At 52.8% G+C, this 24,042-nt stretch carries 13 protein-coding genes and 3 pseudogenes; 15 read left to right on the top strand and 1 reads right to left on the bottom strand.

Annotated elements, in window-relative coordinates; translation table 11 throughout:
* Nucleotides 1-127 precede the first annotated feature (127 nt).
* The 5 genes and pseudogenes from MIH19_RS22180 to MIH19_RS22155 all read left to right on the top strand — a co-directional run bounded on the left by MIH19_RS22180 (nt 128) and on the right by MIH19_RS22155 (nt 5,692).
* The gene (locus MIH19_RS22180; protein ID WP_249006914.1) at nt 128-970 is read left to right on the top strand and encodes a hypothetical protein; all 843 of its coding nucleotides are present in this window, start codon (nt 128-130) and stop codon (nt 968-970) included.
* Nucleotides 967-3,513 carry a calcium-binding protein gene (locus MIH19_RS22510; protein WP_283164077.1) on the top strand — a complete coding sequence of 849 codons (2,547 nt, stop codon included), beginning with the start codon at nt 967-969 and terminating at the stop codon, nt 3,511-3,513. The genes MIH19_RS22180 and MIH19_RS22510 overlap by 4 nt, the downstream gene beginning before the upstream one ends.
* Nucleotides 3,501-3,941 carry a hypothetical protein gene (locus MIH19_RS22165; RefSeq protein ID WP_249006913.1) on the top strand — a complete coding sequence of 147 codons (441 nt, stop codon included), beginning with the start codon at nt 3,501-3,503 and terminating at the stop codon, nt 3,939-3,941. Before MIH19_RS22510 ends, MIH19_RS22165 begins: the two co-directional genes overlap by 13 nt.
* A gap of 20 nt (nt 3,942-3,961) precedes the next feature.
* Nucleotides 3,962-4,579, top strand: a complete 618-nt coding sequence (locus MIH19_RS22160) for a hypothetical protein (RefSeq protein WP_249006912.1) — start codon at nt 3,962-3,964, stop codon at nt 4,577-4,579.
* Nucleotides 4,515-5,692: pseudogene (locus MIH19_RS22155) on the top strand (IS3 family transposase). The gene MIH19_RS22160 and the pseudogene MIH19_RS22155 overlap by 65 nt, the downstream one beginning before the upstream one ends.
* On the opposite strand, the gene MIH19_RS22150 reads toward MIH19_RS22155, so the two are convergent.
* A complete protein-coding gene (locus MIH19_RS22150) occupies nt 5,685-6,251 on the bottom strand; it encodes a hypothetical protein (protein WP_249006911.1) in 567 nt (188 codons plus the stop codon). The pseudogene MIH19_RS22155 and the gene MIH19_RS22150 overlap by 8 nt on opposite strands.
* A 437-nt stretch (nt 6,252-6,688) precedes the next feature.
* Here MIH19_RS22150 and MIH19_RS22145 point away from each other — a divergent pair.
* The 10 genes and pseudogenes from MIH19_RS22145 to MIH19_RS22100 all read left to right on the top strand — a co-directional run bounded on the left by MIH19_RS22145 (nt 6,689) and on the right by MIH19_RS22100 (nt 24,037).
* Nucleotides 6,689-7,618 (top strand): annotated as a pseudogene (locus MIH19_RS22145) (IS5 family transposase).
* A gap of 224 nt (nt 7,619-7,842) precedes the next feature.
* The gene (locus tag MIH19_RS22140) at nt 7,843-8,535 is read left to right on the top strand and encodes a hypothetical protein (protein ID WP_249006910.1); all 693 of its coding nucleotides are present in this window, start codon (nt 7,843-7,845) and stop codon (nt 8,533-8,535) included.
* 30 nt (nt 8,536-8,565) lie between these two features.
* Nucleotides 8,566-9,144: a hypothetical protein gene (locus MIH19_RS22135; protein WP_249006909.1), complete on the top strand. Its 579-nt coding sequence runs from the start codon at nt 8,566-8,568 to the stop codon at nt 9,142-9,144.
* Nucleotides 9,120-20,414 carry a calcium-binding protein gene (locus MIH19_RS22130; RefSeq protein ID WP_249018610.1) on the top strand — a complete coding sequence of 3,765 codons (11,295 nt, stop codon included), beginning with the start codon at nt 9,120-9,122 and terminating at the stop codon, nt 20,412-20,414. The genes MIH19_RS22135 and MIH19_RS22130 overlap by 25 nt, the downstream gene beginning before the upstream one ends.
* Nucleotides 20,415-20,637: 223 nt before the next feature.
* Entirely contained in the window at nt 20,638-21,060 is a 423-nt protein-coding gene (locus MIH19_RS22125) for a hypothetical protein (RefSeq protein WP_249006907.1), read from the top strand.
* A gap of 13 nt (nt 21,061-21,073) precedes the next feature.
* Nucleotides 21,074-21,706: a hypothetical protein gene (locus MIH19_RS22120; protein ID WP_249006906.1), complete on the top strand. Its 633-nt coding sequence runs from the start codon at nt 21,074-21,076 to the stop codon at nt 21,704-21,706.
* Between the two features lie 249 nt (nt 21,707-21,955).
* Nucleotides 21,956-22,495, top strand: a pseudogene (locus tag MIH19_RS22115) (integrase core domain-containing protein); the annotation flags it as partial.
* Between the two features lie 272 nt (nt 22,496-22,767).
* The gene (locus MIH19_RS22110; protein ID WP_249006905.1) at nt 22,768-23,070 is read left to right on the top strand and encodes a hypothetical protein; all 303 of its coding nucleotides are present in this window, start codon (nt 22,768-22,770) and stop codon (nt 23,068-23,070) included.
* Nucleotides 23,067-23,540, top strand: coding sequence for a toxin-antitoxin system HicB family antitoxin (locus MIH19_RS22105; protein ID WP_249006904.1), 474 nt, complete (start codon nt 23,067-23,069; stop codon nt 23,538-23,540). Before MIH19_RS22110 ends, MIH19_RS22105 begins: the two co-directional genes overlap by 4 nt.
* Nucleotides 23,540-24,037 carry a hypothetical protein gene (locus tag MIH19_RS22100; RefSeq protein WP_249006903.1) on the top strand — a complete coding sequence of 166 codons (498 nt, stop codon included), beginning with the start codon at nt 23,540-23,542 and terminating at the stop codon, nt 24,035-24,037. The genes MIH19_RS22105 and MIH19_RS22100 overlap by 1 nt, the downstream gene beginning before the upstream one ends.
* The last annotated feature ends 5 nt before the right edge of the window (nt 24,038-24,042 follow it).

The raw sequence follows: 24,042 nt of genomic DNA, 5'->3' as shown, positions 1-24,042 counted from the left end.
ATTCAATAGCCACTGACGACCCTCAACAGGGTGCTACAGGATTTTTTAATGCTGAAAAAGGAATAAAAGGGCAGCATCCCCCTTTAATCTTGAATGGATCCGTTAAGGCCGCAACAGTGAGCCGCACATGAGCCAGCAACCTGAACCCAACAAAGCAACCAAGCCGAAGTTCGTGCGGCCCATTACGGTTTGGATGGGTGTACTGGCGCTTTGCCTGGCATTGATCACATTCATGTTGAATCGCACCGAGCTGGCCGAGGCCTATGAAAGGGTCACATGCGGCAAGGCATGCCCTTCGTTGACGGCGGAGGAACTAAGAGTGAATGTCATCAAGGCTTACCTGCATTACCGTTTGAACGTCATCATCAACTGGCGTGACTATGGTCATAGCGAATCACTGGCGCTGTTGCCAGTCGATCTCACAGCCGAGAGCTTGCCACAAGGCATCCAGGATTCGACACTCCTTGCCACCCTGACTACCAACGGCCTACTCCTCCAAACACACGCGCAGATCGATGCACTGGAGACAAGCGTTCTGGTCACCCATCCCTCAATCACGAAGTATTCATTGTATCTCCGCGAGGCAGAGGTCATACCAATGCGGAGCATACGGCCCGCAAGCCCGCAGGAAATGCAAGCCTTCCTTCAGGTGTACCCAGCCGGTTTGCGACGCATTGGCCGTTGGGAACGGCTGCGCGGCTATGGCCAGCATTTCTTCTGGATCTCCGAGTACTGGGGGCTGAGCCTGGCGTGCTGCGATGGCAAAGGCGATGAAAATGAGGCGAGCACCGTTTCGTGGCTAAAGCTCAGCAGCCTGAAGTCAATCCAAGCAAAGCGCTCTGGAGTATTCGCAGTATCTGACCGTGGTGCCATCTTTTTTTGGCAATCCGCGGGCGAAAACGGGCTGTCTTTGTCTTACAGAATATTCCGATCACCAACGCAACAACCAACCTTTAAGGAAATCCCATGACTATGCCAACTGCAGAAGAAATTCTTTGTCTGTACCTCTACGGGCAGAAAACACCGCCTGCCCCTGCCGACTTGAAGTCGGACACGCTTATTCGGCCCACCGGCGATGGCCAAGAGCCATTGATCGTTGATCTGGACGAATACATGACCACGGGTGGCGGCCGTTTTGTGGGAGTAGAAAATTTTCGTTATGTGCGTAACTTCTTGGCGGGCAGCGATTACATAGAAAAGCTACAGCCCGGAACCTACACTACTAAAGAGTTGCGTGATGCTTACGAAATAACACCGGAAGAAGGTCGACTGTCGATTCAGCAGTATTACTTGGGTATAACGGCTTATGATTACATGGATCGAGCCTACGTCTTCGGCACCAGTGGCTTTGAAATCGAAGAACATACAAAGTTCATCGTCAATCCTAATGGCAGTCGGGAGATCCTTGGCATTGAGGTTGTGCCGGTAAATGAGGACTTCGACTTCGTTAGTACATCATGGGCCGCAAAGGTCACCAATGGGATGACAGAAGACCGCATTGACCCTTCGGGTATTGGCCGTACGGTGCCGATCATCTTCAAGGATAGCCTCCTCAACGACAACAAACAGAATTTGACCGGCGAAGACTGGAACCGGTTGGACCAGGATAATAGCCAGAGCGAAGTCGGCAATATCTTCTTCAGATACGGCCAGTTCTTGCACCCAGTGCCCAGGGCGATCCCGGTGGCCTCTTTTGCCGCGCTGATGGTGCGGTTCGCCGCCTCAGGCATCATCGACTACAAAGATGCCGAAGGCCGCTTCGTCTACTATGACGGCGTTTCGCCAACCAATAACGGCATACTAAATGCAGCGGACGGTTTAGACAAGGTACAGTACCAAGGTGCGCTGTACGGCGGCGCGGTGGCTTTAATGGGCGGCGCTGGCAATGACACCTTGAATGGCGGCGCAGGCGACGACACCCTCAAAGGCGGCGCAGGCACCGACACTTACGTTTTCAAGACAGGCGAAGGCCAGGACACCATCACAGACAGCGACGGTCTGGGCAGCGTGATTATTGGTGGCGCTGCTGCTCTTGCCGGAGCGAAACAATCCGACTACAAACTGGTTGGAAACAAGGGTAAGTGGAGCGTCAACAATGGCCAAACCGTCTACACCCTGGACGAAGCCCGAAAGAGCCTGGTCATCAGTGGCACTGCGCTGGGGGCAAACAACACCATCACCATCACCGACATTGACGTCGAAAAAATCAAGAGCAGCGGTTATCTGGGTATCACACTCACCAACACCGATCAGGTGGCTCTGGTTCAAAGCGGGGGTAGCAACGTCTTCGGCGTCGAAGGTTTCGACCCAGCCAGTCTTGAGGGCCAGCAGACCGACGTAGCAGAGAACAACGGCGCATTCTTTACCGTGTACCTCAACGCCGCCGCGACAGCAGGCGATACCGTCACGCTGGCTTTTGCAAGCCTGGGCGACAAGTTCCAGGCCATCCTGGGCGACAGCACCGTAGCTGCAGACGGCGCAATCATCACCCTGGTTGACGGGCAGACCGAGGTTCGCTTTGCGCTGGTGCAGACGGGCGAGCTTAGTGCCGATGCAACGGGCGCTTTTAGTCTGAAATTTGCCGGTATTGACGGTAGTACCAGCAACAGCAACAGCTGGGGCCTGAACGTCAAGGACAGCGGTGAGACCCTGAGCACCTTGAACGGCGACTATCGGGTGCGCACCAAGATTAACGAGGGCCCGCCCATCAACCGCCTGGACCAAAACGACAATCCAATGACCGTGGTTGCTACCGGTGATGCGTACTACGTGCAGGACAGCCATGGCAATCTGGTAGGCGGCAGCGGTGAATTAATCACCAACAATACCCTCTACGGTAGCGACGGCAATGACAAAATTAACGGTGGGATGGGCAACGACGCCCTATCTGGGGGGTATGGCAACGACCAGATTGACGGCGGCGAAGGCGACGACATGATTGGTGGTGGTGGTGGCTCGGACAACATACAGGGGGGCGACGGCAACGACTTCATCGCCAGCGCCTCCAACATACTGAATAACCGCCAGCAGCTTAGTGCCAGCGACCTGTGGAGTCGCTGGGGCCAGCCTGCCGGAGTCCTTGTGACGTCCAGCGGAGCCACCTGGGGAACATATTCTGGCGCCCAGAGCGGCACACATACGGTAACCCTTGGAGATGGCATCATGCCGGGCATTGTCGACGCATTCGGTGACACCATTGACGCCGGGGCCGGTGATGACACGGTTCTCGCCAGTTGGGGTGCGGACCGTGTGCAAGGGGGCGCAGGCAATGACTATATCTTCGGCTTGGCCGGGGCAGACATCCTTGAAGGCGATGAAGGCGCTGACTATATCCACGGTGACGGTAACACCGGGTGGGGTCACATTACCAATGTAGAAGCTCAGTACCATGGTGCAGACTTTTTAGACGGCGGTCTCGGCAACGACTACATGGATGGTGAGGAGGGGAGTGATTTCAATATAGCATTCGAGCACCTACCAGCCAACGATAGGAGATATCTATGCGTCGCTTGAAACTGGGATTGATATTTCTCGTACTGATTTCCGGCGGCGCTTACCTTGCCCACATCGTCCGCCTGAGCTACACCGGCTACTGCTTTGCTCAAGACAAATATTTGAGCGATGACGAGTACATCCGGGGAGCGCTCTCTGATGTCACCTGGGAGCTCAAAGTGAAAGACGCAAAGTCCACGCCAGAAGACTATGTTCGCAGCCATCCGGGATGCTGCAGCGTCTATCACCAGGCTAGCTCTTGGTTTGACAATATTCTTAATTCGTATTACGTCGAGGTCGAACTGAATTATGAACTGAAACCAGAAATGACGAAATTCAGCGGCACTCCGTTCTATACCACATATGTGTCGGTTACTGCCTGTGGTGTTGCAGTCGAATCATTCGGTGAAGGAACCCGAACGCTGAAAACTGCAACCCAATACCGTTAATCATCAACAAAGGAATATTTATGTACACATGGAACCAACTTGGCATTGTCGAACTCACGAACCTGTTCCTGTATGGCGAAATTACCCAGCCTGCGGATTTGAGTAGCGAGAGCAGGATTCGGGAAGCTGACGCGATAAAGCCCATTTCTATGGATGCAGTTTCGTTCATGGCGACCGGACCCGGACGTTTTGCGAATGGCGCGCAAATCAAGGTAGTCGATATGTTCATGTCGGGCGAGATTGGCGTTAACTCCGGCGTGCGGCAAGAGCTGAACATAGACGAAGCTACAGCATTGACTGGCGAAGAAAATAGTGACCGTCACGTCTATTTGGCAAGTAACTTTGCTGACGAGCAGGACGAGCAGGACGAGCAGGACGAGCAGGACGAGCAGGACGATCATGCGCTGCGTACCTATTTGTATCAGACGGAGAGCTTCAGGCTCGCGCAGGACGTCACGTTTGTAATCGAACCCGATGGCCGTCGCTACATTCTGGACTATGCCATCCGTAGTGGTTCAATGATTCCGGACACCAACGTAGGTGGTAATATTGCCGCCATAAGCGAGGTGTCTGATGACCAGGAAAAGACGATCTTTTACGCCGGAGTTCAAGCAGGAAGCCGCCTGTCTGGTGCTTGACCAAGGGTACTCTATTGCCGAAGCCAGCCGCTCTTTGGATGTCGGCGAAAATGCCTTGAGGCGATGGGTAATGCAGCTCTCTGAGGAGCGTGGCGGCATCACCCCAAAATCCAAAGCTTTGACCCTGGAACAGCAACGAATTCAGGAATTGGAAGCCCGTTGTGAGCGGCTGGAACGGGAGAAGTCGATACTAAAAAAGGTTTGGTCCGGCACTCCGGCCGCTCTCTTGATGTCGGACGAGATGTATCGTACGCGCTGATAGACCAGTTGAGTGAGCAGGAGCCGGTTGAGATGGTCTGTAAAGCGTTTGATGTGTCTCGGTCCAGCTATTACGAATATCGCCGCAGGCGGTCTGTAGTAGATGCCGAACGAGTGGTTCTGCGAGCTGATGTAAACCGGATATTTCGCAAGAGTCGAAGCTCGGCAGGAAGCCGGATGATCACCACCATGCTCAACGACGAAGGCGTTTTGATTGGACGCTTCAAGGTTCGTCGACTGATGAGTGAACTGGGGCTGATCTGCAAACAGCCAGGGCCGCATGCATACAAACAGGCAACAGTGGAGAGGCCCGACATTCCCAATCGACTGAATCGTGAGTTCGGCGTCAGTCGCCCAGACCAAGCCTGGTGCGGCGATATCACGTACATCTGGGCTGGCCAGAAATGGAGCTATCTGGCAGTCGTTCTGGACCTTTACGCCCGCCGCATTGTTGGCTGGGCACTATCAGACCGGCCTGATGCTGAATTGGTGGTAAAGGCGCTGGATCGTGCTTACGAGCAGCGAGGAAAGCCAACTGGGGTTCTGTTTCACTCCGACCAGGGCAGTCAGTATGCCAGTCGATTATTCCGTCAGCGGCTCTGGCGTTACCGAATGGAGCAAAGCATGAGTCGCCGGGGAAATTGCTGGGACAACGCCCCGATGGAACGGGTCTTCCGAAGCTTGAAGAGCGAATGGGTCCCTTCACTTGGGTACCGCTCGATTCCTGATGCAAGGAAGGATATTGGCGACTACTTGATGAACTACTACAACCGGCAACGCCCTCATACCTTCAATGACGGCATGCCACCCGTAATTGCGGAAGAAAAACTTAAAATACTGTCCGGGATTAGTTGACCACTACATCACTACGAACATAAGTACCAATATCAGCAAGAAGGTTACCATTAGCTAGGGGTTGTGAGTTTTCAGTGCTTTCTACATAAATAGAAACAACACCCGCTTCATCTAGCGTTTTAAGTCTACCTTCTTGTGAAATGCCATCACTGTTTAAATCTCGCCAAACACTCAAATTAGCAAAGTTGGCATCATTCACATCAACTACACCATCATCAGGTTTAATCCAGCTTGTTGCTGCTTTATTACCATCACCATCGTGATCAAATAGACTAGGGTTGGCTAAATTAATACCAACCGTTTCCAGGCCATCACCATCAAGATCTGGAGTGAGAGGATCACGACGTTGTACAGAAACTTGTACTGTATTAACGAAATCAACAATATCTGCTCCAATTGATTCTGACCATGGAACAACATCATCGTAATACCATGCAATAGAGGTTTTAGCTATCCCATCTAAGCCTTCCCATGCAATATCCCACTCAACTAAGCGATCTGTCCAAGAGTCATATATAGGTGCATCTTCATCACTAGCAAAACCGGCACACCATTTCATAGTTAAATAAGTACGAGCAGCTAACTCTGCTTCTAGTGTAAAATTTCCTGCAGACTCTAATACTGTACTTCAATACGCTTTTCTAGAAGTATCATCTTGCATCACCTAAAATAGACTATTTAATGTCCATGCATCTTTACTTAGCCCATTTTGATTAAAAACAACACTATGGAAATCCCATGCTTCTCGCGCAGTAATATCCCGAGTTACAGCTCCTGAACCAATTTGATTTCGCAATTTGTCAATGTAACCATTAGCCATATCTGTTTTAATTTGATCGAGATCACTAAGGAAACACTGATTTATTCTTCTCACGTTGTCGGTTTGGTAAAATGGTACCTCATCCGCAGGAATAGCCAGAGACTGTCATGAAGCAAACGAGTTTCGCCTAGGCAGAGTTTGCTGCCAAGAAAAAGACGACCCGCCGTGAGCGATTTTTGGCAGAAATGGAGCAGGCCGTGCCTTAGCCGAGGCGGCTGAAAGCTCTTTCACCATACTACTATCCTGATTCGCGCGGTAAACGGGGCCGCCCCCCAATACCTTTCAAGCGCATGCTGCGGATGTACTTTGTGCAACAGTGGTATGCCTTGGCGGACGAAGCGCTGGAAGACGCCATCTATGACAGCCAGGCGCTGCGCAATTTTGTTGGGATTGACCTGGCTGTGGAATCGGTCCCGGATGCCACGACGCTGTTGAAGTTCCGCCACTTACTGGAAAAGCAGGCCTTAACCCTGGTGATCTTCGAGCAGATCAACGGCCACTTGGCTGACCGCGGCATGCTCATGCGCGAGGGTACGATCGTGGATGCCACTATTATTGCGGCACCGCCCTCCACGAAAAACCGGGCCAAGGCACGGGACCGAATCGTCGGACCGCCAGAAATGCACCAGACCAAAAAAGGCAACGAGTGGTACTTCGGCATGAAGGCGCATATTGGTGGCACGGATGCGGACTCTGGACTGGTCCACAGTCTAACGGGCACGGCTGCCAATGTAGCGGATATCACCGAGACCGAGCGCCTGTTGCATGGTGAAGAAAGCGATGTGTTTGCTGACGCGGGTTACACCGGTGTGGCAAAGCGTGACGAGCTTAAGGATAAGAACGTTGCCTGGCACGTGGCGGAGAAACGCGGCAAGCTCAAGAAAATGACAGAGGGCCCGCGCAAAAACCTGGTGACCCGGTTCGAGCGAGCCAAAGCCCAGATTCGGGCCAAGGTGGAGCATCCCTTCCACGTGGTCAAGAACCTGTTTCGGCATCGGAAGGTGCGCTACCGGGGGCTGTTAAAGAACACTGCGCAGCTGTTTACGTTGTTCGCTCTGGGCAACCTGATACTCGCTCGCAGGATAAATCCGGCTCAAAGCGCCTGATATCTGCCTGAAAGGCGGAATTTTGGCCGTAAAAGGGCTTTTATAACCTGAAAACAGGACATTTAATGATTCTGGCTCTCGAATCGGCCAGCAATCGTGCTGAAATTTGAGTGGAGCTCACTCCGGCAGGGAATCACGATTTGATCAGCGCTTCTTTAGAGATATGGGGTTTATTATATAACATTAAGAAATTGTTTTTAACTTTGGATAAGGAATGTTTTTAGATGAAAAAAACCAGGTTAACAAAAAGTTCAGCAAGTGGGTTGGTAATAAGTTTTTCACTTGCTTTATTAATGTTGTTTTTTGCAGCATACCCAAGTATTCGTGGATGGTTGTTTCCTAAAGACATAATTTTAATTCAAGGCGAGTTATTAGAAATAAGACAAAGTATAAAATCAGATTGGTGTGTTCCTTTTGATGGAGTGTATAGGGCTCATATAATGTTCAAGTTGAAACCTAAAGATAACCTTAGTGAACTCCTTGGGAAAGGCAGTTGGTCTATTGATAGGGAATATCACATCACTAAGAGAGGTATAGATATTCCTATTGATTTAATTATCACAAGCAAGTCAGATAGATATAGTCTTGATACTTCGAATGTTTTCCCTACCACAAGTATTATTTCAAATGAATGGATAGGCCGAATGATTGGTGAAATAAAACTACTTCGTGGATGTTATCAGTCTGTAGGAACTATAGGAAATATATCCGATAAGCTTAAAAGTTATAAAGCTAAAATTGTAATGCGAGTTAATAAAGTGACGACTAAAACTGGAAAAACATTTTATAGAGTACTTTCATTTACAGATCGGTTAGTTGCTATATTTTATCATTTTCATTTGAAATATTTATTTTGGATTGGCTTTTTATTTTATATTGCTCGTGCTTTTTATCTTTTATTTAGGATGAAAAAGTAGGTTTTAATAATTAATTAAGGAGTTACAGTTATGTCTTATACAGCAACTATTTTTACAGATACAGTTCCAGTTACAGAAGGTGGACTCGTACATACTTGGGTTACTTTAACAGATAATGAAGGTAATCCGTATACGTATAGTTTTTCCCCAGCCACTAAAGATATTTTTGGTGGTCCGGGAGAGATTCATCCAAATGAAAATCCTGAGCGTGCAACTTCCACAAAAACTTTGGTTATTTCAAAGGACCAATTTGATTCTATGAAAGCAGAAGGAGATAAGCTTAGCTCTCCTGAAAATACTCCTGCTTATGAGTTAGCTGCAAATAATCAGGGAGAAAATTGCGTTACTGTAACGGATACTATTCTTGAGGCTGGAGGTGTAGATATGCTTTCTGATGTTTGGCGTCCAGGACAAGTAGAAGATATTCTAAATGGAGGAACAGGTCAGGATTATTGGGACAAAATTCTAGATAAAAACACAGACTTTGCTCAGTATATAGGGGATAAGAATTTTGAAACTACAGGAGATCCTTTGTGGTCTTCGATCGTTGTTTCTCTATGGACAGTACCTGAACTGAAGCAGGAATGGAAAGTTTTGATAGTTATGTAAATGACTTTTTTGATGAACTTTCAGAATCAGATTTCGATTTGAGTGACGAAATTAACTCTATTAAACAGGATGTGAGTGATACTCTGACTGATGTTTATCAAGGAGCTTCAAGTGAGGTAAGTGATGCTCTTGTTACTGTAGAACAATTCTTTGACCAGATTACACAGCAGGCTGCGGATAACTTTATTGAGTTTAGTCAGAACCTCGGTGATCAGATTAATGCTGCTGAACAGGCAGTAGCAGATACTCTCACTGATGCGGCAGATGCTCTTAATACTAAGGTGGAAGAGTATGCTCAAGACATAGCTAATTTTGAACAAGAACTTACAAATACTCTTGTCGATCTTGAACAAGATGTAGCGGATGCTATATCTGAGGCCTATCAAAATGCTATTAATGAAGCTACAGCTGTAATTGATGATATGGTTAATGTATATGATCAGATTTCTGACTTCGCTACTGCCACAACAAATGATGTAAATGAATTTTTTGATAATTTAGCTGATAATATTTCTGATTCTTTTATTGAATTTTCCCAAGAACTTGGTGATGAACTTAATGATATAGGGGATACAATTTCCGATTTCTTTAATTTCTCTCAATCTGTAGTTCAACGGCGTGATCCGCTTACTCTTGATCTGGATGATGATGGTCTGGAAACAGTAGGTATTGATCTCGCCAATCCTATCCTTTTTGACCACGATGGAGATGGAAATAAAGCGGCAACAGGTTGGATTAAACCCGATGATGGTTTTTTGGTTTTAGATCGAAATGGTAATGGTACTATTGATGATGGTACTGAACTCTTTGGTGATTCAACACCATTAAATGATGGCAGTGGCAATGCTGAAGATGGCTTTGCTGCTTTAGTACAAGAAGACACCAATGGTGATGGCATCGTTGATGCTAATGATGCAAACTTTGCTAACTTACGTGTTTGGCAAGATTTAAATAGTGACGGTATTTCACAAGCCGATGAACTTAAAACATTAGATGAAGCAGGTGTTGCTTCTATTAATGTTGCCAAGACTGAAAACTCACAACCTTTAGCGAATGGTAACCTTCTTGCCGATATAGGTAGTTATGTTCGTAGTGATGGCTCAAGTTCAGATGTCGGTAGTGTTTCAGCAGAGTTAGGTGATATCGATTTAGCTGAAAATACCTTTATTAGTCAATTTACGGATACGATTCCGTTAACACCTGAAGCCGAAGCGTTGCCTGATATGAATGGCTCAGGTCAGGTGCGTAATTTACGTGAAGCCGCAAGTTTGAGTCCTACGCTTGCTGCATTACTAACTCAATATGATGCCGCTACAACGCGTGATGAACAACTTGCTTTACTCGATGAGTTATTAACCGAGTGGAGTCAAACCTCTGAACTTGCTGTAACAGGTGATGGGGCTTATGATGGTTTACCTACCAATATTTCTGTATCCGGTTTTGCAGAAGGTACAGCGGGATATGATGAATGGATCAATAAACTTCAAATTCTTGAACGGTTTAATGGTCGTACTTTTGTTAGTCCTGCTGACAGCGCAACAGAAGTTAATCTTAATTTCTTTGCTGCACGACGTAACTTTTTAGATCAATCTTATGCATCATTACGGCTATCAGTTTACGACGGTTTATTGTTACAAACTCGACTTGAACCATATATTAGTTCATTCAGAGCAGAATTTGGTAATATTGTTATTAGTGTTGATTTTAGTGGTACCGATATAGCTTTCCAAACACGTTTTGATGAAGCCCCCGGCGAAGCGGTGCGTGACTTACTTGATATGCAACGCATCGTTGGCACAAATATAACGCGTATGGGTTGGGATGGCCTTGGTCAATTGCGTGGATGGTTAGCATCTACAACAGTAGATGGAGTTGATCCCACTTTACAACCTGAACTTGTCTCTGCCTTGAATGACTTTGGTTATTCTGGTTTTAGAATTAATGGTGATGGTACGAATGCCAGTGAAGTAGTAATTGGAGATGACACAGGTACAGTGCTTAATGGTTTAGGTGGTAACGATTTACTCTTAGGTGGTGCAGGAGATGACACACTTAACGGTGGAACAGGTAATGACACCTTATACGGTGGTGATGGTAATGATACCTACCAACTTAATTTAGGTGACGGACACGACACCATCCTCGAAACGCACGGCGATACCGGCATCGACACTTTGCAATTCGGCTCCGCTACTGCATACACGGGCCAATTGCCCATCACCGCAGGCGACATCAGCATCGCGCAGGAAGGCGATGCCCTCGTGTTCCGCCACATCAACGGGCGCGACAGCGTCACCGTCGCGCACTGGTTCGCAGCCGATGGCGGCAAACACACACTCGACACCATCGCCTTCGCCGCCGGTCGCACATTCGACCTCACCACCCTACAACTCGGCACAATCAATGCCGACGTACTGACCGCACTCGCCACCACACCCGGTGGCGTGCCGCTCAACCAGATACTGGCGGGCGGCGCGGGCAACGACACACTCATTGGCGGTGAAGGAAACGACTGGCTGCTGGGCGGCGCGGGCGCGGACAGCATGAGTGGCGGCACAGGCAATGACACCTACTCGGTGGACAACGCAGGCGACATCGTCATCGAGAACCTGAACGCAGGCGTCGACGTGGTGGAAGCCAGCATCAGCACCACCCTTACCGACAACGTAGAAAACCTCACCCTCGTGGGGACAGGGGCTATTGCAGGCACCGGCAACGCGCTGGACAACGTCATCACCGGCAACGCGGCGGACAACCACCTGCAAGGCATGGACGGCAACGACACGCTGATCGGTAATGCGGGCAACGACACGCTGGACGGCGGCGCGGGCGCGGATACCATGATCGGCGGCACCGGCAACGACAGCTACATCGTCGACACCCTGGCCGACACCATCATCGAACAAATCGGCCAAGGCACCGACACGGTAAAAACCGGCCTCGCCTACACCCTCGGCAATAATCTGGAAAACCTCACCCTCACAGGGGCAGATGCTGTTGCAGGAACAGGCAATGAACTGAATAACGCAATCACAGGCAATGCTAGCGACAACACTTTGTCAGGCATGGCAGGCAACGATACGCTGGACGGCGGGCTGGGCGCGGACACGCTGCAAGGCGGCACTGGCGATGACACCTACATCGTGGACAACATCGGCGATACAGTCATTGAAAATGCCGCCGAAGGCATCGACACCGTCAAATCCTCCATCACCTACACCCTCACCGACAATGTAGAAAACCTCACCCTCACCGGCACGGCGAATCTGAACGGTACCGGCAACGTGCTGGACAACGTCATCACCGGCAACGATGCCGCCAACACCCTGACCGGGCTGGAAGGCAACGACACGCTGGAAGGCAAAGGCGGCGCAGATACGCTGCTGGGCGGCACCGGCAACGACACCTATGTGGTGGACAACGCAGGCGACATCGTCATCGAAAATGTTGGCGAAGGCATCGACACCGTGCAATCGGGCATCGACTACACCTTGGGCAACAATGTAGAAAACCTCACCCTCACCGGGTGGTCATCTATCAACGGGACTGGCAACACGCTGGACAACGTCATCGTCGGCAACAGCTACAGCAACGTACTGGATGGCGGCATCGGCGCGGATGCGATGTACGGCGGCTACGGTAACGACACCTACCTTCTCGACAACCTCGGCGACACCGTCAACGAAGCTGCATGGCAAGGCACGGACACCGTCATCAGCCCCTTCGACTACACGCTGGGCGCGAACGTCGAGAACCTCATCCTCACCGAAGGCACGGCGCTCACCGGCACCGGCAACGAACTCGACAACGTCATCATCGGCAACAGCAACGCCAACACCCTGACGGGCAATGCGGGCAACGATACGCTGGATGGCGGCGTGGGTGCAGATGCCCTGATCGGTGGCACCGGCAACGACACCTATGTGGTGGACAACCTGCTCGACGCCACTATCGAATTGGCAGGCGAAGGCATCGACACGGTCAAGAGCAGCTTGACCTGGACGCTGGCGAACAACCTCGACAACCTCACCCTAACCGGCATTAACGCCATCGACGGCACGGGCAATGTGCTGGACAACGTCATTATCGGCAACAGCGCCAACAACCTCCTGACTGCGCTGGAAGGCAACGACACGCTGGACGGCGGCGCGGGCGCGGACACCATGCTGGGCGGCACGGGCAACGACACTTACGTGGTGGACAACATCGGTGACGCGGTGATCGAGAATGCAGCAGAAGGCATCGACTTGGTCAAATCCTCCATCACTTACACACTGACCGATAACGTCGAAAACCTTACACTGACTGGCACGGCAGCGATCAATGGCACGGGCAACGTGCTGGATAACGTTATCACCGGCAACAGCGGCAACAACACGCTGACCGGATTGGAAGGCAACGACACGCTGGATGGCGGTGCGGGTATCGACACCATGTTGGGTGGCGTAGGCGACGATACTTACATCGTGGATAACACAAGCGATGTGGTCGTTGAAATTGTGGGCGAGGGCGTGGACAACGTTCAAGCCAGCGTCAGCTACACGCTCACCCATGATGTCGAAAATCTCACCCTGACCGGCACGGCCGCGATCAACGGCACGGGTAATGCGCTGGATAACAGCATTACCGGCAACAGCGGCAACAACGTGCTGGACGGCGGAGTGGGTGCGGACACCATGGCAGGCGGCGCGGGCAACGACACCTATGTGGTGGACAACGTCGGCGACCTCGTTGTGGAAACACTCAATGCGGGTATTGATACGGTTCAATCTTCCATCAGCTACACGCTAACCGATAACGTAGAAAACCTCACGCTCACCGGTGCGGCAAATCTTGATGCCACCGGCAACGCGCTGGGCAATACGCTCACCGGCAACGCTGCGGACAATCTGTTGAGCGGCCTTGCCGGTAACGACACGCTGGTCGGTAATGCGGGCAACGACACGCTGGACGGCGGAACGGGCGCAGACACGATGATGGGCGGCACGGAGAATGACACCTACGTCGTGGATAACATCGGCGATGTCGTCACGGAAAACCTCAACGAAGGCATCGACAACGTCCAGTCCTCCATCAGTTATACCCTCACCGATAATGTAGAGAACCTCACGCTCACCGGCGCGGCCGCCATCGACGGCACCGGCAATGCGCTGGACAACGTCATTACCGCCAACGATAGCGGCAACACATTGCTTGGCCTCGACGGCAATGACACGCTGATTGGCGGTGCGGGCAACGATACGCTGGATGGCGGTCTTGGCGCTGATGCCATGGCAGGCGGCGCGGGCAACGACACTTACATCGTGGACAACACCGCCGATGTCGTCACAGAGAATGTCGGCAATGGCATCGACACGGTGCAGTCCTCCATCAGCTACGCTTTGACTGACGATGTCGAGAACCTTGTTCTGACAGGTACGGCGAATCTGAACGGCACCGGCAATGCGCTCGACAACGTGATCACGGGCAACAGCGGGGCGAACGTCATCGACGGTGGCACGATGGCAGGCGGGGCGGGCAACGATACCTACCTTGTGGATAACACGGCCGATGAGGTGATAGAACTGGCGGGCGGCGGCACAGACAGCGTGATTGCCTCGGCAGATTTCACACTCTCTGACAATGTTGAAAACCTCACGCTCACCGGCACTTCCAACATCAACGGCACAGGCAACGCGCTCGACAATCTCATCATCGGCAACGGCGGCGACAACACCCTGATCGGGCAGGCAGGCAACGACACGCTGGACGGCGGCGCAGGCGTGGATACCATGATCGGCGGCGCGGGCAACAACACCTATACGGTCGATAACACGGCCGATGTGGTTGTAGAAAAAAGCAACGAAGGCACCGACAGTGTGATGGCCGCAGCGAGCTACACGCTCTCCGACCATATCGAAAATCTCACCCTCACGGGCGTGGCCAATATCGACGGCACGGGCAATGCGCTGAACAATGTCATCACGGGTAACAGCGGTGCGAATGTGCTGGACGGTGCGGCAGGCGCCGACACCTTGACGGGCGGTGCGGGCGACGACACCTACATCGTGGACAGTGTCGACGACCGGACGATCGAGGCCTTCAATGCGGGCATCGATACCGTGCGCGCATCCGTGACCTACACGCTGGCCACCAATGTCGAGAACCTCACGCAGACTGGCACGGACAATATTGACGGCACGGGCAACGCGCTGAACAACATCATCCTTGGCAACACCGGCATCAACCGTTTGTACGGCTTGGCAGGTAACGACACTCTGAGGGGGAATACGGGTAATGATCTGCTCGATGGCGGTAGCGGTGCGGATGCGATGGAGGGCAATGCAGGCGACGATACCTATGTCGTCGATAACGCGGGTGACATGGTGGCAGAAAATGTGGAAGACGGGACTGATACCGTCCAGTCTTCCATTACCTACGCACTAGGGGCCAACGTTGAACACTTGACTCTGACGGGCGGGGCGGCGATCAACGCCACCGGCAACGCGGCGGCCAACACGCTGAACGGCGGGCTGGGCGCGGACAGCATGGCGGGTGGCACCGGCAACGACACCTACATCGTGGACGATGGCGGTGACCTCATCACCGAAGGTTTGAATGCGGGCACCGACCTGGTGCAGTCCAGCATCACCTACACGCTGACCGATCACGTCGAGAATCTCACCTTGACCGGTATGGACCAAATCAACGGCACCGGCAACACACTCAACAACATCCTCACCGGCAACGTAGCGGCAAACGTACTGGATGGTGCAGCGGGGGTTGACACCCTTTATGCCGGAGCAGGCGACGACACGCTGATCGGTGGCGACGACAACGATTTGCTCTACGGCGAAGCAGGCAACGATCTGTTGCAAGGCGATGCGGGCAACGACTTGCTTAATGGTGGTGTGGGTGCCGATAGCATGTTCGGCGGTTTGAACGATGACACCTATGTCGTGGATAACGTCGGCGACCTTGTTGTGGAAAATCTGACCGAAGGAACAGATATTGTTCAGGCGTCCATTACTTACACCCTGACCGACAACGTCGAGAATCTCACTCAAACTGGCACGGCCCATATTGACGGCACCGGCAACGCCTTGGACAACATCATCCTTGGCAATACTGGCAACAATATTTTGGTCGGTCTTGAAGGCAACGACACGCTGAACGGCGGAGCGGGTGCAGACACCATGCTCGGTGGTTTGAACGATGACACCTACGTGGTTGAGAACGCAGGCGACCTTGTCATCGAAAATCTCGGCGAAGGTCTCGACCACGTTCAGTCCGGCATCAGCTACACCTTGACCGACAACGTCGAGAACCTGACCCTGACTGGCGGGGCGGCGACCAACGGCACCGGCAACGTGCTCAACAACATCATCATCGGCAATGCGGCGGCCAACGTGCTGAACGGCGGACTGGGCGCGGATAGCCTGACCGGCGGTGCAGGCCACGACACCTACGTGGTGGACAACGTCGGCGATGTAGTCACAGAAACGTGGAATGCCGGTACTGATCTGGTTCAATCCAGCATCACCTATACCCTCACGGAGAACGTCGAGAACCTCACCCTGACGGGTCTGGATTTGATTGATGGCGTGGGCAATTCGCTCAACAACATCATGACGGGTAACGCATCAGCCAACGTGATGGCGGGTGGTGCGGGCAACGACTTGTTGGACGGCGGTTTGGGTGCAGACACCTTGTCCGGCGGCTTGAACAACGACACCTATGTGGTGGACAACATCGGCGACCTTGTGGTGGAAAACCTGAACGAAGGCCTCGACCTTGTGCAATCGTCCATCACCTACACGCTGACCGACAACGTCGAGAATCTCACGCTCACGGGAGCGGCCCACATTGACGGCACCGGCAATGAATTGAATAACATCATTCTCGGCAATACCGGCAACAACATCTTGCGCGGACTGGCAGGCAACGACCTACTGAACGGCGGCGCCGGAGCAGACACCATGCTGGGTGGTTTGAACGATGACACTTATGTGGTCGATAACGCGGGCGACCTCGTGATTGAAAACCTCGACGAAGGTCTCGACCAGGTTCAGTCCAGCGTCAGTTACACGCTGACCGACCATGTTGAAAATCTGACTTTGACCGGAACCGCAGCCATCAACGGCACCGGTAATGCGCTGGACAACACCATCATCGGTAACGCAGGCAACAATAGTCTTTTCGGTTTGGAAGGCCGGGACACGCTGATTGGCAATAGCGGCAACGACACGTTGGATGGTGGGCTGGGCGCGGATACCATGGCGGGCGGTGCGGGCGACGACCTCTATCGGGTAGACAACGCCGACGATGTCGTGACGGAAGCCGCAAACGCGGGTACGGACACGGTTCAATCGTCCGTCACCTATACTTTGGGCTCGAACGTCGAGCATCTCACCTTGATCGGCACAGAGGCTATCAACGGCACCGGCAACACATTGAACAATGTGATCATCGGCAATGCGGTGGCCAACGTGCTCAACGGCGGACTGGGCGCAGACAGCATGGCTGGTGGCGCAGGCGACGACAGCTACGTGGTGGACAACGCAGGCGATGGGGTGACGGAGGCGCTGAATGCAGGCATCGACACGGTGCAGGCTTCGATCACCTACACGCTGACCGACAACGTCGAGCACCTGAGTTTGACCGGTACGGCTGCGATCAATGGCACCGGCAATGCGCTGGACAACACGATTAGCGGCAACAGTGCGGCGAATGTGCTGAACGGTGGGCTCGGCGCAGACACCTTGCAGGGCGGTGCGGGCAACGACACTTACCTTGTCGATAACCTCAACGATTCAATTGTGGAAGATGTCAATGCGGGCACCGACAGCGTGCAATCCAGCGTCACCTACACCTTGTCCGACGAGGTTGAGAACCTGACCCTGACCGGCACCGCGGCGCTTGATGGCACCGGCAATGTGCTGGACAACGTCATCACGGGCAACAGCGGTGTCAATGTGCTGACCGGTCTGGGCGGCAACGACACCTACTACGTTGACAACAGCGCTGATGTGATTGTGGAAAAGGCAGGCGAAGGCACGGACAGCGTGGTCGCCTCGACAACCTACACACTCTCCGAGCATGTGGAAAATCTCACACTGACCGGCACGGCCATCAATGCCACGGGCAATGCCCTGGACAATGTCCTCACGGGCAACAGCGGCGCAAACACGCTGGATGGCGGTGCCGGGGCCGACACCCTGGCGGGCGGTTTGGGCAACGATACCTACGTCGTGGACCATGCTGGCGACGTGGTGAGAGAGGCGCTCAATGCAGGCACGGACACAGTTCAATCGGGCATCAGCTACACCTTGGGCAACCATTTGGAAAACCTCACGCTGACCGGCACCGAAAATCTGAACGCGACCGGCAATGCGCTCAACAATTCGATCACCGGCAACGCGGGCAACAACGTGCTGGATGGCGGCGCAGGTGCAGACATCCTGGCAGGTGGCGCGGGCAACGATACCTACGTGGTGGATCAGACGGATGACCTGGCGGTGGAGTCCATCCAGGGCGGGACGGATACCGTGCTGGCCTCTGTCAGCTACACACTGGCGAGCCATATCGAAAACCTTGAACTTGGTGGCAACGCCGACCTCAATGGCACCGGTAACGAGCTGGATAACCATATCGTTGGCAACCGTGGCAACAACACACTGATCGGTCAGGCAGGAGACGACACGCTGAACGGCGGGCGCGGCGCTGACACCATGGCCGGTGGCGTCGGTGACGACCGCTATGAGGTGGACAACGCAGCTGATGTGATCGTAGAAGCAGCGAATGCCGGGATCGACACCGTTCAATCCGGTGTAAGCCACATCCTCAGCGATAACGTGGAAAACCTCATTCTGAGCGGCACGGCAAACATCAACGCCACCGGCAACACACTGGACAACGTCCTCACCGGCAACAGCGGAAAGAACGTGTTGGCGGGCGGTGCGGGTGCCGATACCCTGAGCGGCGGTGCAGGCGAAGACAGCTACCTGTTTGGCCGGGGTGATGGTCAGGACACCATCAAGGACTTCAACTTCTCCGGCAATGACAAACTGATATTTGGCGCCGGTATTTTGAGCAGCGATGTGACCATCAGCCGCATGGGGCGTCACTTGGTCATCAACGTTAACGGCCCGGACAACGTGGCAACCAACGACCAAATCATCCTGGAAAACTGGAACAACAGCACCGAGATGACAGAGCAGGTGCTGTTTGCGGATGGCACAGTGTGGACGGCGGCCAAGCTCACCAATATGACGATGATGGGCACCGATGCCTCGGAGACGATCACATTGCGACCGGATACCACCTGGATTGATGCCCTAGGCGGTAACGACACCCTCCTGTCCGGCAACAGCCATACGACGATTTACGGTGGTGACGGCAACGACACCATCACGGACACTGGCGGCAACGACGTTATCGACGGCGGTGCGGGCAATGACACCATCACGGACACCGGTGACCGGTACACGATCTTTGGCGGCACAGGCCACGACACCATCACCGCCATCGGGGGCACCGGCACGATCGAAGGCGGCGACGGCCACGACACCATCACCGCCACCGGGGGCGACGCCATCGTCATCGGTGGCAGCGGCAATGACACCATCACCACCAGCCATGGCAACGATCTCCTTGACGGCGGCACCGGTGATGACATCCTTACCGGCGGCGCAGGCGACGACCTCTACTGCGTGGACTCGGCAGGCGACACCGTGAGTGAAAGCGCCCACGAAGGACGTGACACGGTGAATGCGTCGATCACGTACATCTTGGGTAGTGATGTTGAGAACCTGAACCTCACCGGGAGTACCGCGATCAACGGCACGGGCAACGCCCTGGACAACGTGCTCAGCGGCAACAGCGCCAACAACACCTTGAGTGGTGGACTGGGCAGCGACACCTACCAGCTGGGCCGGGGCGCAGGGGCCGACACGATCGTGGAGAGCGACACAACGGCAGGTCACACCGACGTCGCCCAGTTTGGCGCAGACATCGGCACCGATCAACTGTGGTTCCGCCAGGATGGCAACGACCTGGAGGTCAGCCTCATCGGCACCGACGACCAGTTCTCACTGAGCAACTGGTATCTGGGGGATGCACACCATGTGGAGCAGTTCAAGACCAGTGATGGCCAAACGCTGCTGGACAGCCAGGTGCAAAACCTGGTGAGTGCAATGGCGGGGTTTGCACCTCCAGCGGCTGGGCAGACCACCCTGTCTGCGAACTATGCAGCGGCACTGACGCCGGTGATTGTGGCGAATTGGCAGTAGACCTCGCAAGTGAAACCCCTCATCGCCTGCGATGGGGGGTGGACAACTCGTGCAGGATTACTCTTCTTTGGGTTTTGTCGCATTAACCGGCTGATGGCAAAATCAGGCCGAATTTTTTCAAGCACACGTTGACCCCAGATAGGGTGACGGAATTTTCTGGGGTTCCGGCTTAGACCTCCTTATTGAGTACAGCATTGGTAGTGAACAGGCTAATTTGCAAGTTGTGCTACCCGCCGAACTGGCGCGTGACCGTGTTTTACTGGATCAAGTGTTTCAACTCATGGGCACAGAAGTCGAGAATGACACCGAATATCCGGCTGTTGCAAAACACATGGTGCGAGCGGCCATCTTGACTACTGAGCAAGAAGCTGAGTGGAGCGATAACCTTAAAACGACGTATGACCAGGTTCTGGCTTTGCACCGAAAAAATTGGAATGGCATTTGGTTCAGGATCATGCGGAATTTCTTTTGGTCTGCGACGGCAGGACAGTTTGATGCCATTGTTGGCAATCCGCCATGGGTGCGTTGGTCAAATCTGCCGGAGGCATATCGGAACCGGGCGAAGCCTACCTGTGAGAAGTACGCGATCTTTTCTGACACCAAGTTTCACGGTGGTAATGAGCTGGACATTTCAGCCATCAAATAGGACCGCAGTTGTCATGTTCACAAAGAACGTGGGCGGCGTTACAACCTATTCGCTGGATTACCGGGTATGGCTTGGCAAGTCAAAAACCGACATTGCTGGCAATCCAAAAATGGGACGTGGTGGCAAGCCGCAGCGCCTGAAAGCCATTGACCCGCGCCTGCCTTGTTCTGACGTGCTTGATCTGGTTGATGTTATCCAGATGGAGGCAAACCCTGTCTCGGACACGATGGAGGGTGCGCCGTGGGCAGTTATGAAACCGGGGCATTTCGCAGCCTACAAGCCGCTTTTCGGTCCTTCAACTTGGGTGAATGGCCGAAAGGGAATCACTACCGACCTGAATGGTGTTTATTTTGTTGATGTCATCGACTCAAATGTTGCTGATTGCACGGTCAAAGTGCGAACAAGGCCCCACGAGGGGAAAACCGAGCCGGAACCAGCTTATTTCTTATGTGGACTGCTGCATTCGGAGATTGTCAAAGAGATGATCGAGGCGCACAACGTCTCGACCAATATGGGTGACATTTTCAAACATGTCAGTTTGCCCCGCTTTGATGCCAAGGATACGGGTCACATCAAACTAGCCGAACTGGTGAAGCAAGCCCACGGACAGCATGATGGAGCCATCCGGGCAAGTATCGGTCATTGATGTACCGAGTATCGCGATATGTGAACCAACGGCTGGTCAGATGGGCTATGCGAAAGTACAAACATCTTCGAGGACGGAAGGTGAAAACGATTGCCACGCTAGAACGACTGGTCAAAGCGCGACCCAATTTGTTTGCGCATTGGTCGCTAGGAATGTCGGGTGCGTTTGCTTGATGGGAGCGGTGTGAGCCGAGAGGTTCACGCACCGTTCTGCGAGAGGCTGAGAGTGAAACTCTCTTGGCCTACTCACCTCAGTTATTGCCCCTCAGAGGTGCGCGGTCAGCACGGGTATCTGTACCTGATCATGGACATCTACAGCCGCAAAATCGTGGCTTGGGAAGTCCACCTCGCCGAGTCTGGCGACGAGGCGGCGACCTTGCTGGCCAAGATGTATGACTTGGGCATCACGCCCTCGCGTGGCCGGTCCTGGGTGAGCAATGACAATGCTTTCTCCGAGTCGCTGTTCCGCACCCTGAAATACTGCCCGCAGTGGCCGCAGGGCGGCTTTGCCAGCCTGGACGACGCCCGGTCCTGGGTCAGAGACTTCATGCGCTGGTACAACACCGAGCATCGGCACAGCCGGATCCGCTTCGTGACACCCGCGGAGCGCCACCGTGGCCTGGACGCCGGGATCCTGGGAAGGCGTCATTCGCTGTATCAGCGGGCGCGCTCAGCGCACCCGGAACGCTGGTCGGGACACACTCGAAACTGGGAGGCCATAGAGCAGGTAACCCTCAACCCGGAAACGCTGGAAAGCCCGCAAGAAGGACGGGAAAGAAAGGCTGCTTAGACGTATGGCCTACGCGACAACTCTCTTGACAAACACCGCCTGTTAGAGGTCAAAGAGTGCAAAAATGAAGCTGGTATTATCAAACTTTAATGTCGTCTGACAACGGTACTCGATTAGAGGGTGTTGCACTTAGTTATTGAGCGCGCGCTTTTCGCCCCCTTTTGAGCGAAGATAGCTCCTCGCTTACTCAGCCGGCTCGCGACCTATTCGTTTCGTAATCAAAGGGAGAGAAACTTGTCTTTTTTGAATAGTGACACTATATACGGTGTCAGATGGGTGATACAGTGACGGTCCTTGATGTGAAGCAGGCTCTCTTGAGCGGCAAGGGAAACCTCAGATGCACAGAAATAATCGCACTGCTTCAGCAGCTAGGCTTTGAGGTCCGCGCCGGTAAGAGTAGAGGACACAAACTATATTTCCATGATGGACTTCCTGAATTTCACAGCGGCAGCTTCAATTGCGGCCACGGCAAAAACCCAGAGATTAAACCGGCCTACATAACCAAGATTGTCAGAACCATTGATAATCACGAGGCAGCCCTCAAAAAATGTTTTGAGGGGGGAGAAATAAAATGAATGCATACGCATACAACATTACTGTTCGCCAAGGCCTTTTCGAAGGTGAAGAATGCTTTGAGGCCCGGGTGAAAGAACTGCCAGACATCGCGGAGTATGGTGACTCACACGTTGAGGCTTATGAACTAGCACTCGATTCTATTGAAACGACTGCAGAATTTTTCAAGGAGAAAGGGCGAAAAATGCCTCAGCCCTGCGAGCCTGAAGAAGAGTTCAGTGGTCGCGTTACTCTCCGTCTTCCAAAAACATTGCATCGGGGCTTGGCAACTAAAGCTGAAGAAGAAGGTGTGAGTCTAAATCAGCTTTTGGTGTCAGTACTCGCAACATTTCGCGGTTTTGACGCAGCGCTTGAGAACGACCGTAATGGCTGGACCAATATTTGCGAAGCTCAGACCCAAAGATCTGATGTGTCCCAAGGAAAAGTGATAGATATTAGGAACTATAGAGAAGTTGGAGGGCAGTGGTCTTAGTGAACGAGCCATTAGAAAGAGCTAAGAGAGGGCTACAGTTTGAAGATATTTCTCAAGCTAAAGTGGAAGCTTGGCTTGAAGGGAAATTTGATCCCCGGTTCAATTCGGGGGTTCAGAACTACCAACTGCAGCTCAAGCACCACGTGATCGAATCCAACCTTATCGAGATTAAAGACAGTGATCAACCCTTTGATATTTTTAGGGTGTATATCGATGTCGGTGCGAGACTGGTGTTTTCGGATGATAAAAGAGAGGAACATCCCATTGGTCAGATTGAGGCTGCCTATAGAGTTGATTACCGGGTTACTGATCCTGCTCTTATCGAAGACAAGGTAGCGCTGGACGCTTTTGCGCTTAAGAATGCGAGTTATCATTTGTGGCCGTATTGGCGGGAATACGTTATGTCCCAGTCTTTGAGAATGAACCTGCCCAAAATCGCTTTACCGGTTCGCATGCATCAATCTGCAGTCGTTTCTCCAGAAGAGTCAGAATCCTGAATGTA

The organism is Marinobacter sp. M1C, assembly GCF_023314135.1.
Lineage (GTDB): Bacteria > Pseudomonadota > Gammaproteobacteria > Pseudomonadales > Oleiphilaceae > Marinobacter.
This window is presented reverse-complemented; position numbering and strand designations above follow the sequence as displayed.

Coding starts and splice junctions, on each gene's coding strand:
- MIH19_RS22140 (WP_249006910.1), top strand. CDS start 7,843: ATGAAAAAAACCAGGTTAACAAAAAGTTCAGCAAGTGGGTTGGTAATA.
- MIH19_RS22105 (WP_249006904.1), top strand. CDS start 23,067: ATGAATGCATACGCATACAACATTACTGTTCGCCAAGGCCTTTTCGAA.
- MIH19_RS22160 (WP_249006912.1), top strand. CDS start 3,962: ATGTACACATGGAACCAACTTGGCATTGTCGAACTCACGAACCTGTTC.
- MIH19_RS22110 (WP_249006905.1), top strand. CDS start 22,768: ATGGGTGATACAGTGACGGTCCTTGATGTGAAGCAGGCTCTCTTGAGC.
- MIH19_RS22135 (WP_249006909.1), top strand. CDS start 8,566: ATGTCTTATACAGCAACTATTTTTACAGATACAGTTCCAGTTACAGAA.
- MIH19_RS22130 (WP_249018610.1), top strand. CDS start 9,120: ATGGAAAGTTTTGATAGTTATGTAAATGACTTTTTTGATGAACTTTCA.
- MIH19_RS22150 (WP_249006911.1), bottom strand. CDS start 6,251: ATGAAATGGTGTGCCGGTTTTGCTAGTGATGAAGATGCACCTATATAT.
- MIH19_RS22120 (WP_249006906.1), top strand. CDS start 21,074: ATGTTCACAAAGAACGTGGGCGGCGTTACAACCTATTCGCTGGATTAC.
- MIH19_RS22510 (WP_283164077.1), top strand. CDS start 967: ATGACTATGCCAACTGCAGAAGAAATTCTTTGTCTGTACCTCTACGGG.
- MIH19_RS22180 (WP_249006914.1), top strand. CDS start 128: ATGAGCCAGCAACCTGAACCCAACAAAGCAACCAAGCCGAAGTTCGTG.
- MIH19_RS22165 (WP_249006913.1), top strand. CDS start 3,501: ATGCGTCGCTTGAAACTGGGATTGATATTTCTCGTACTGATTTCCGGC.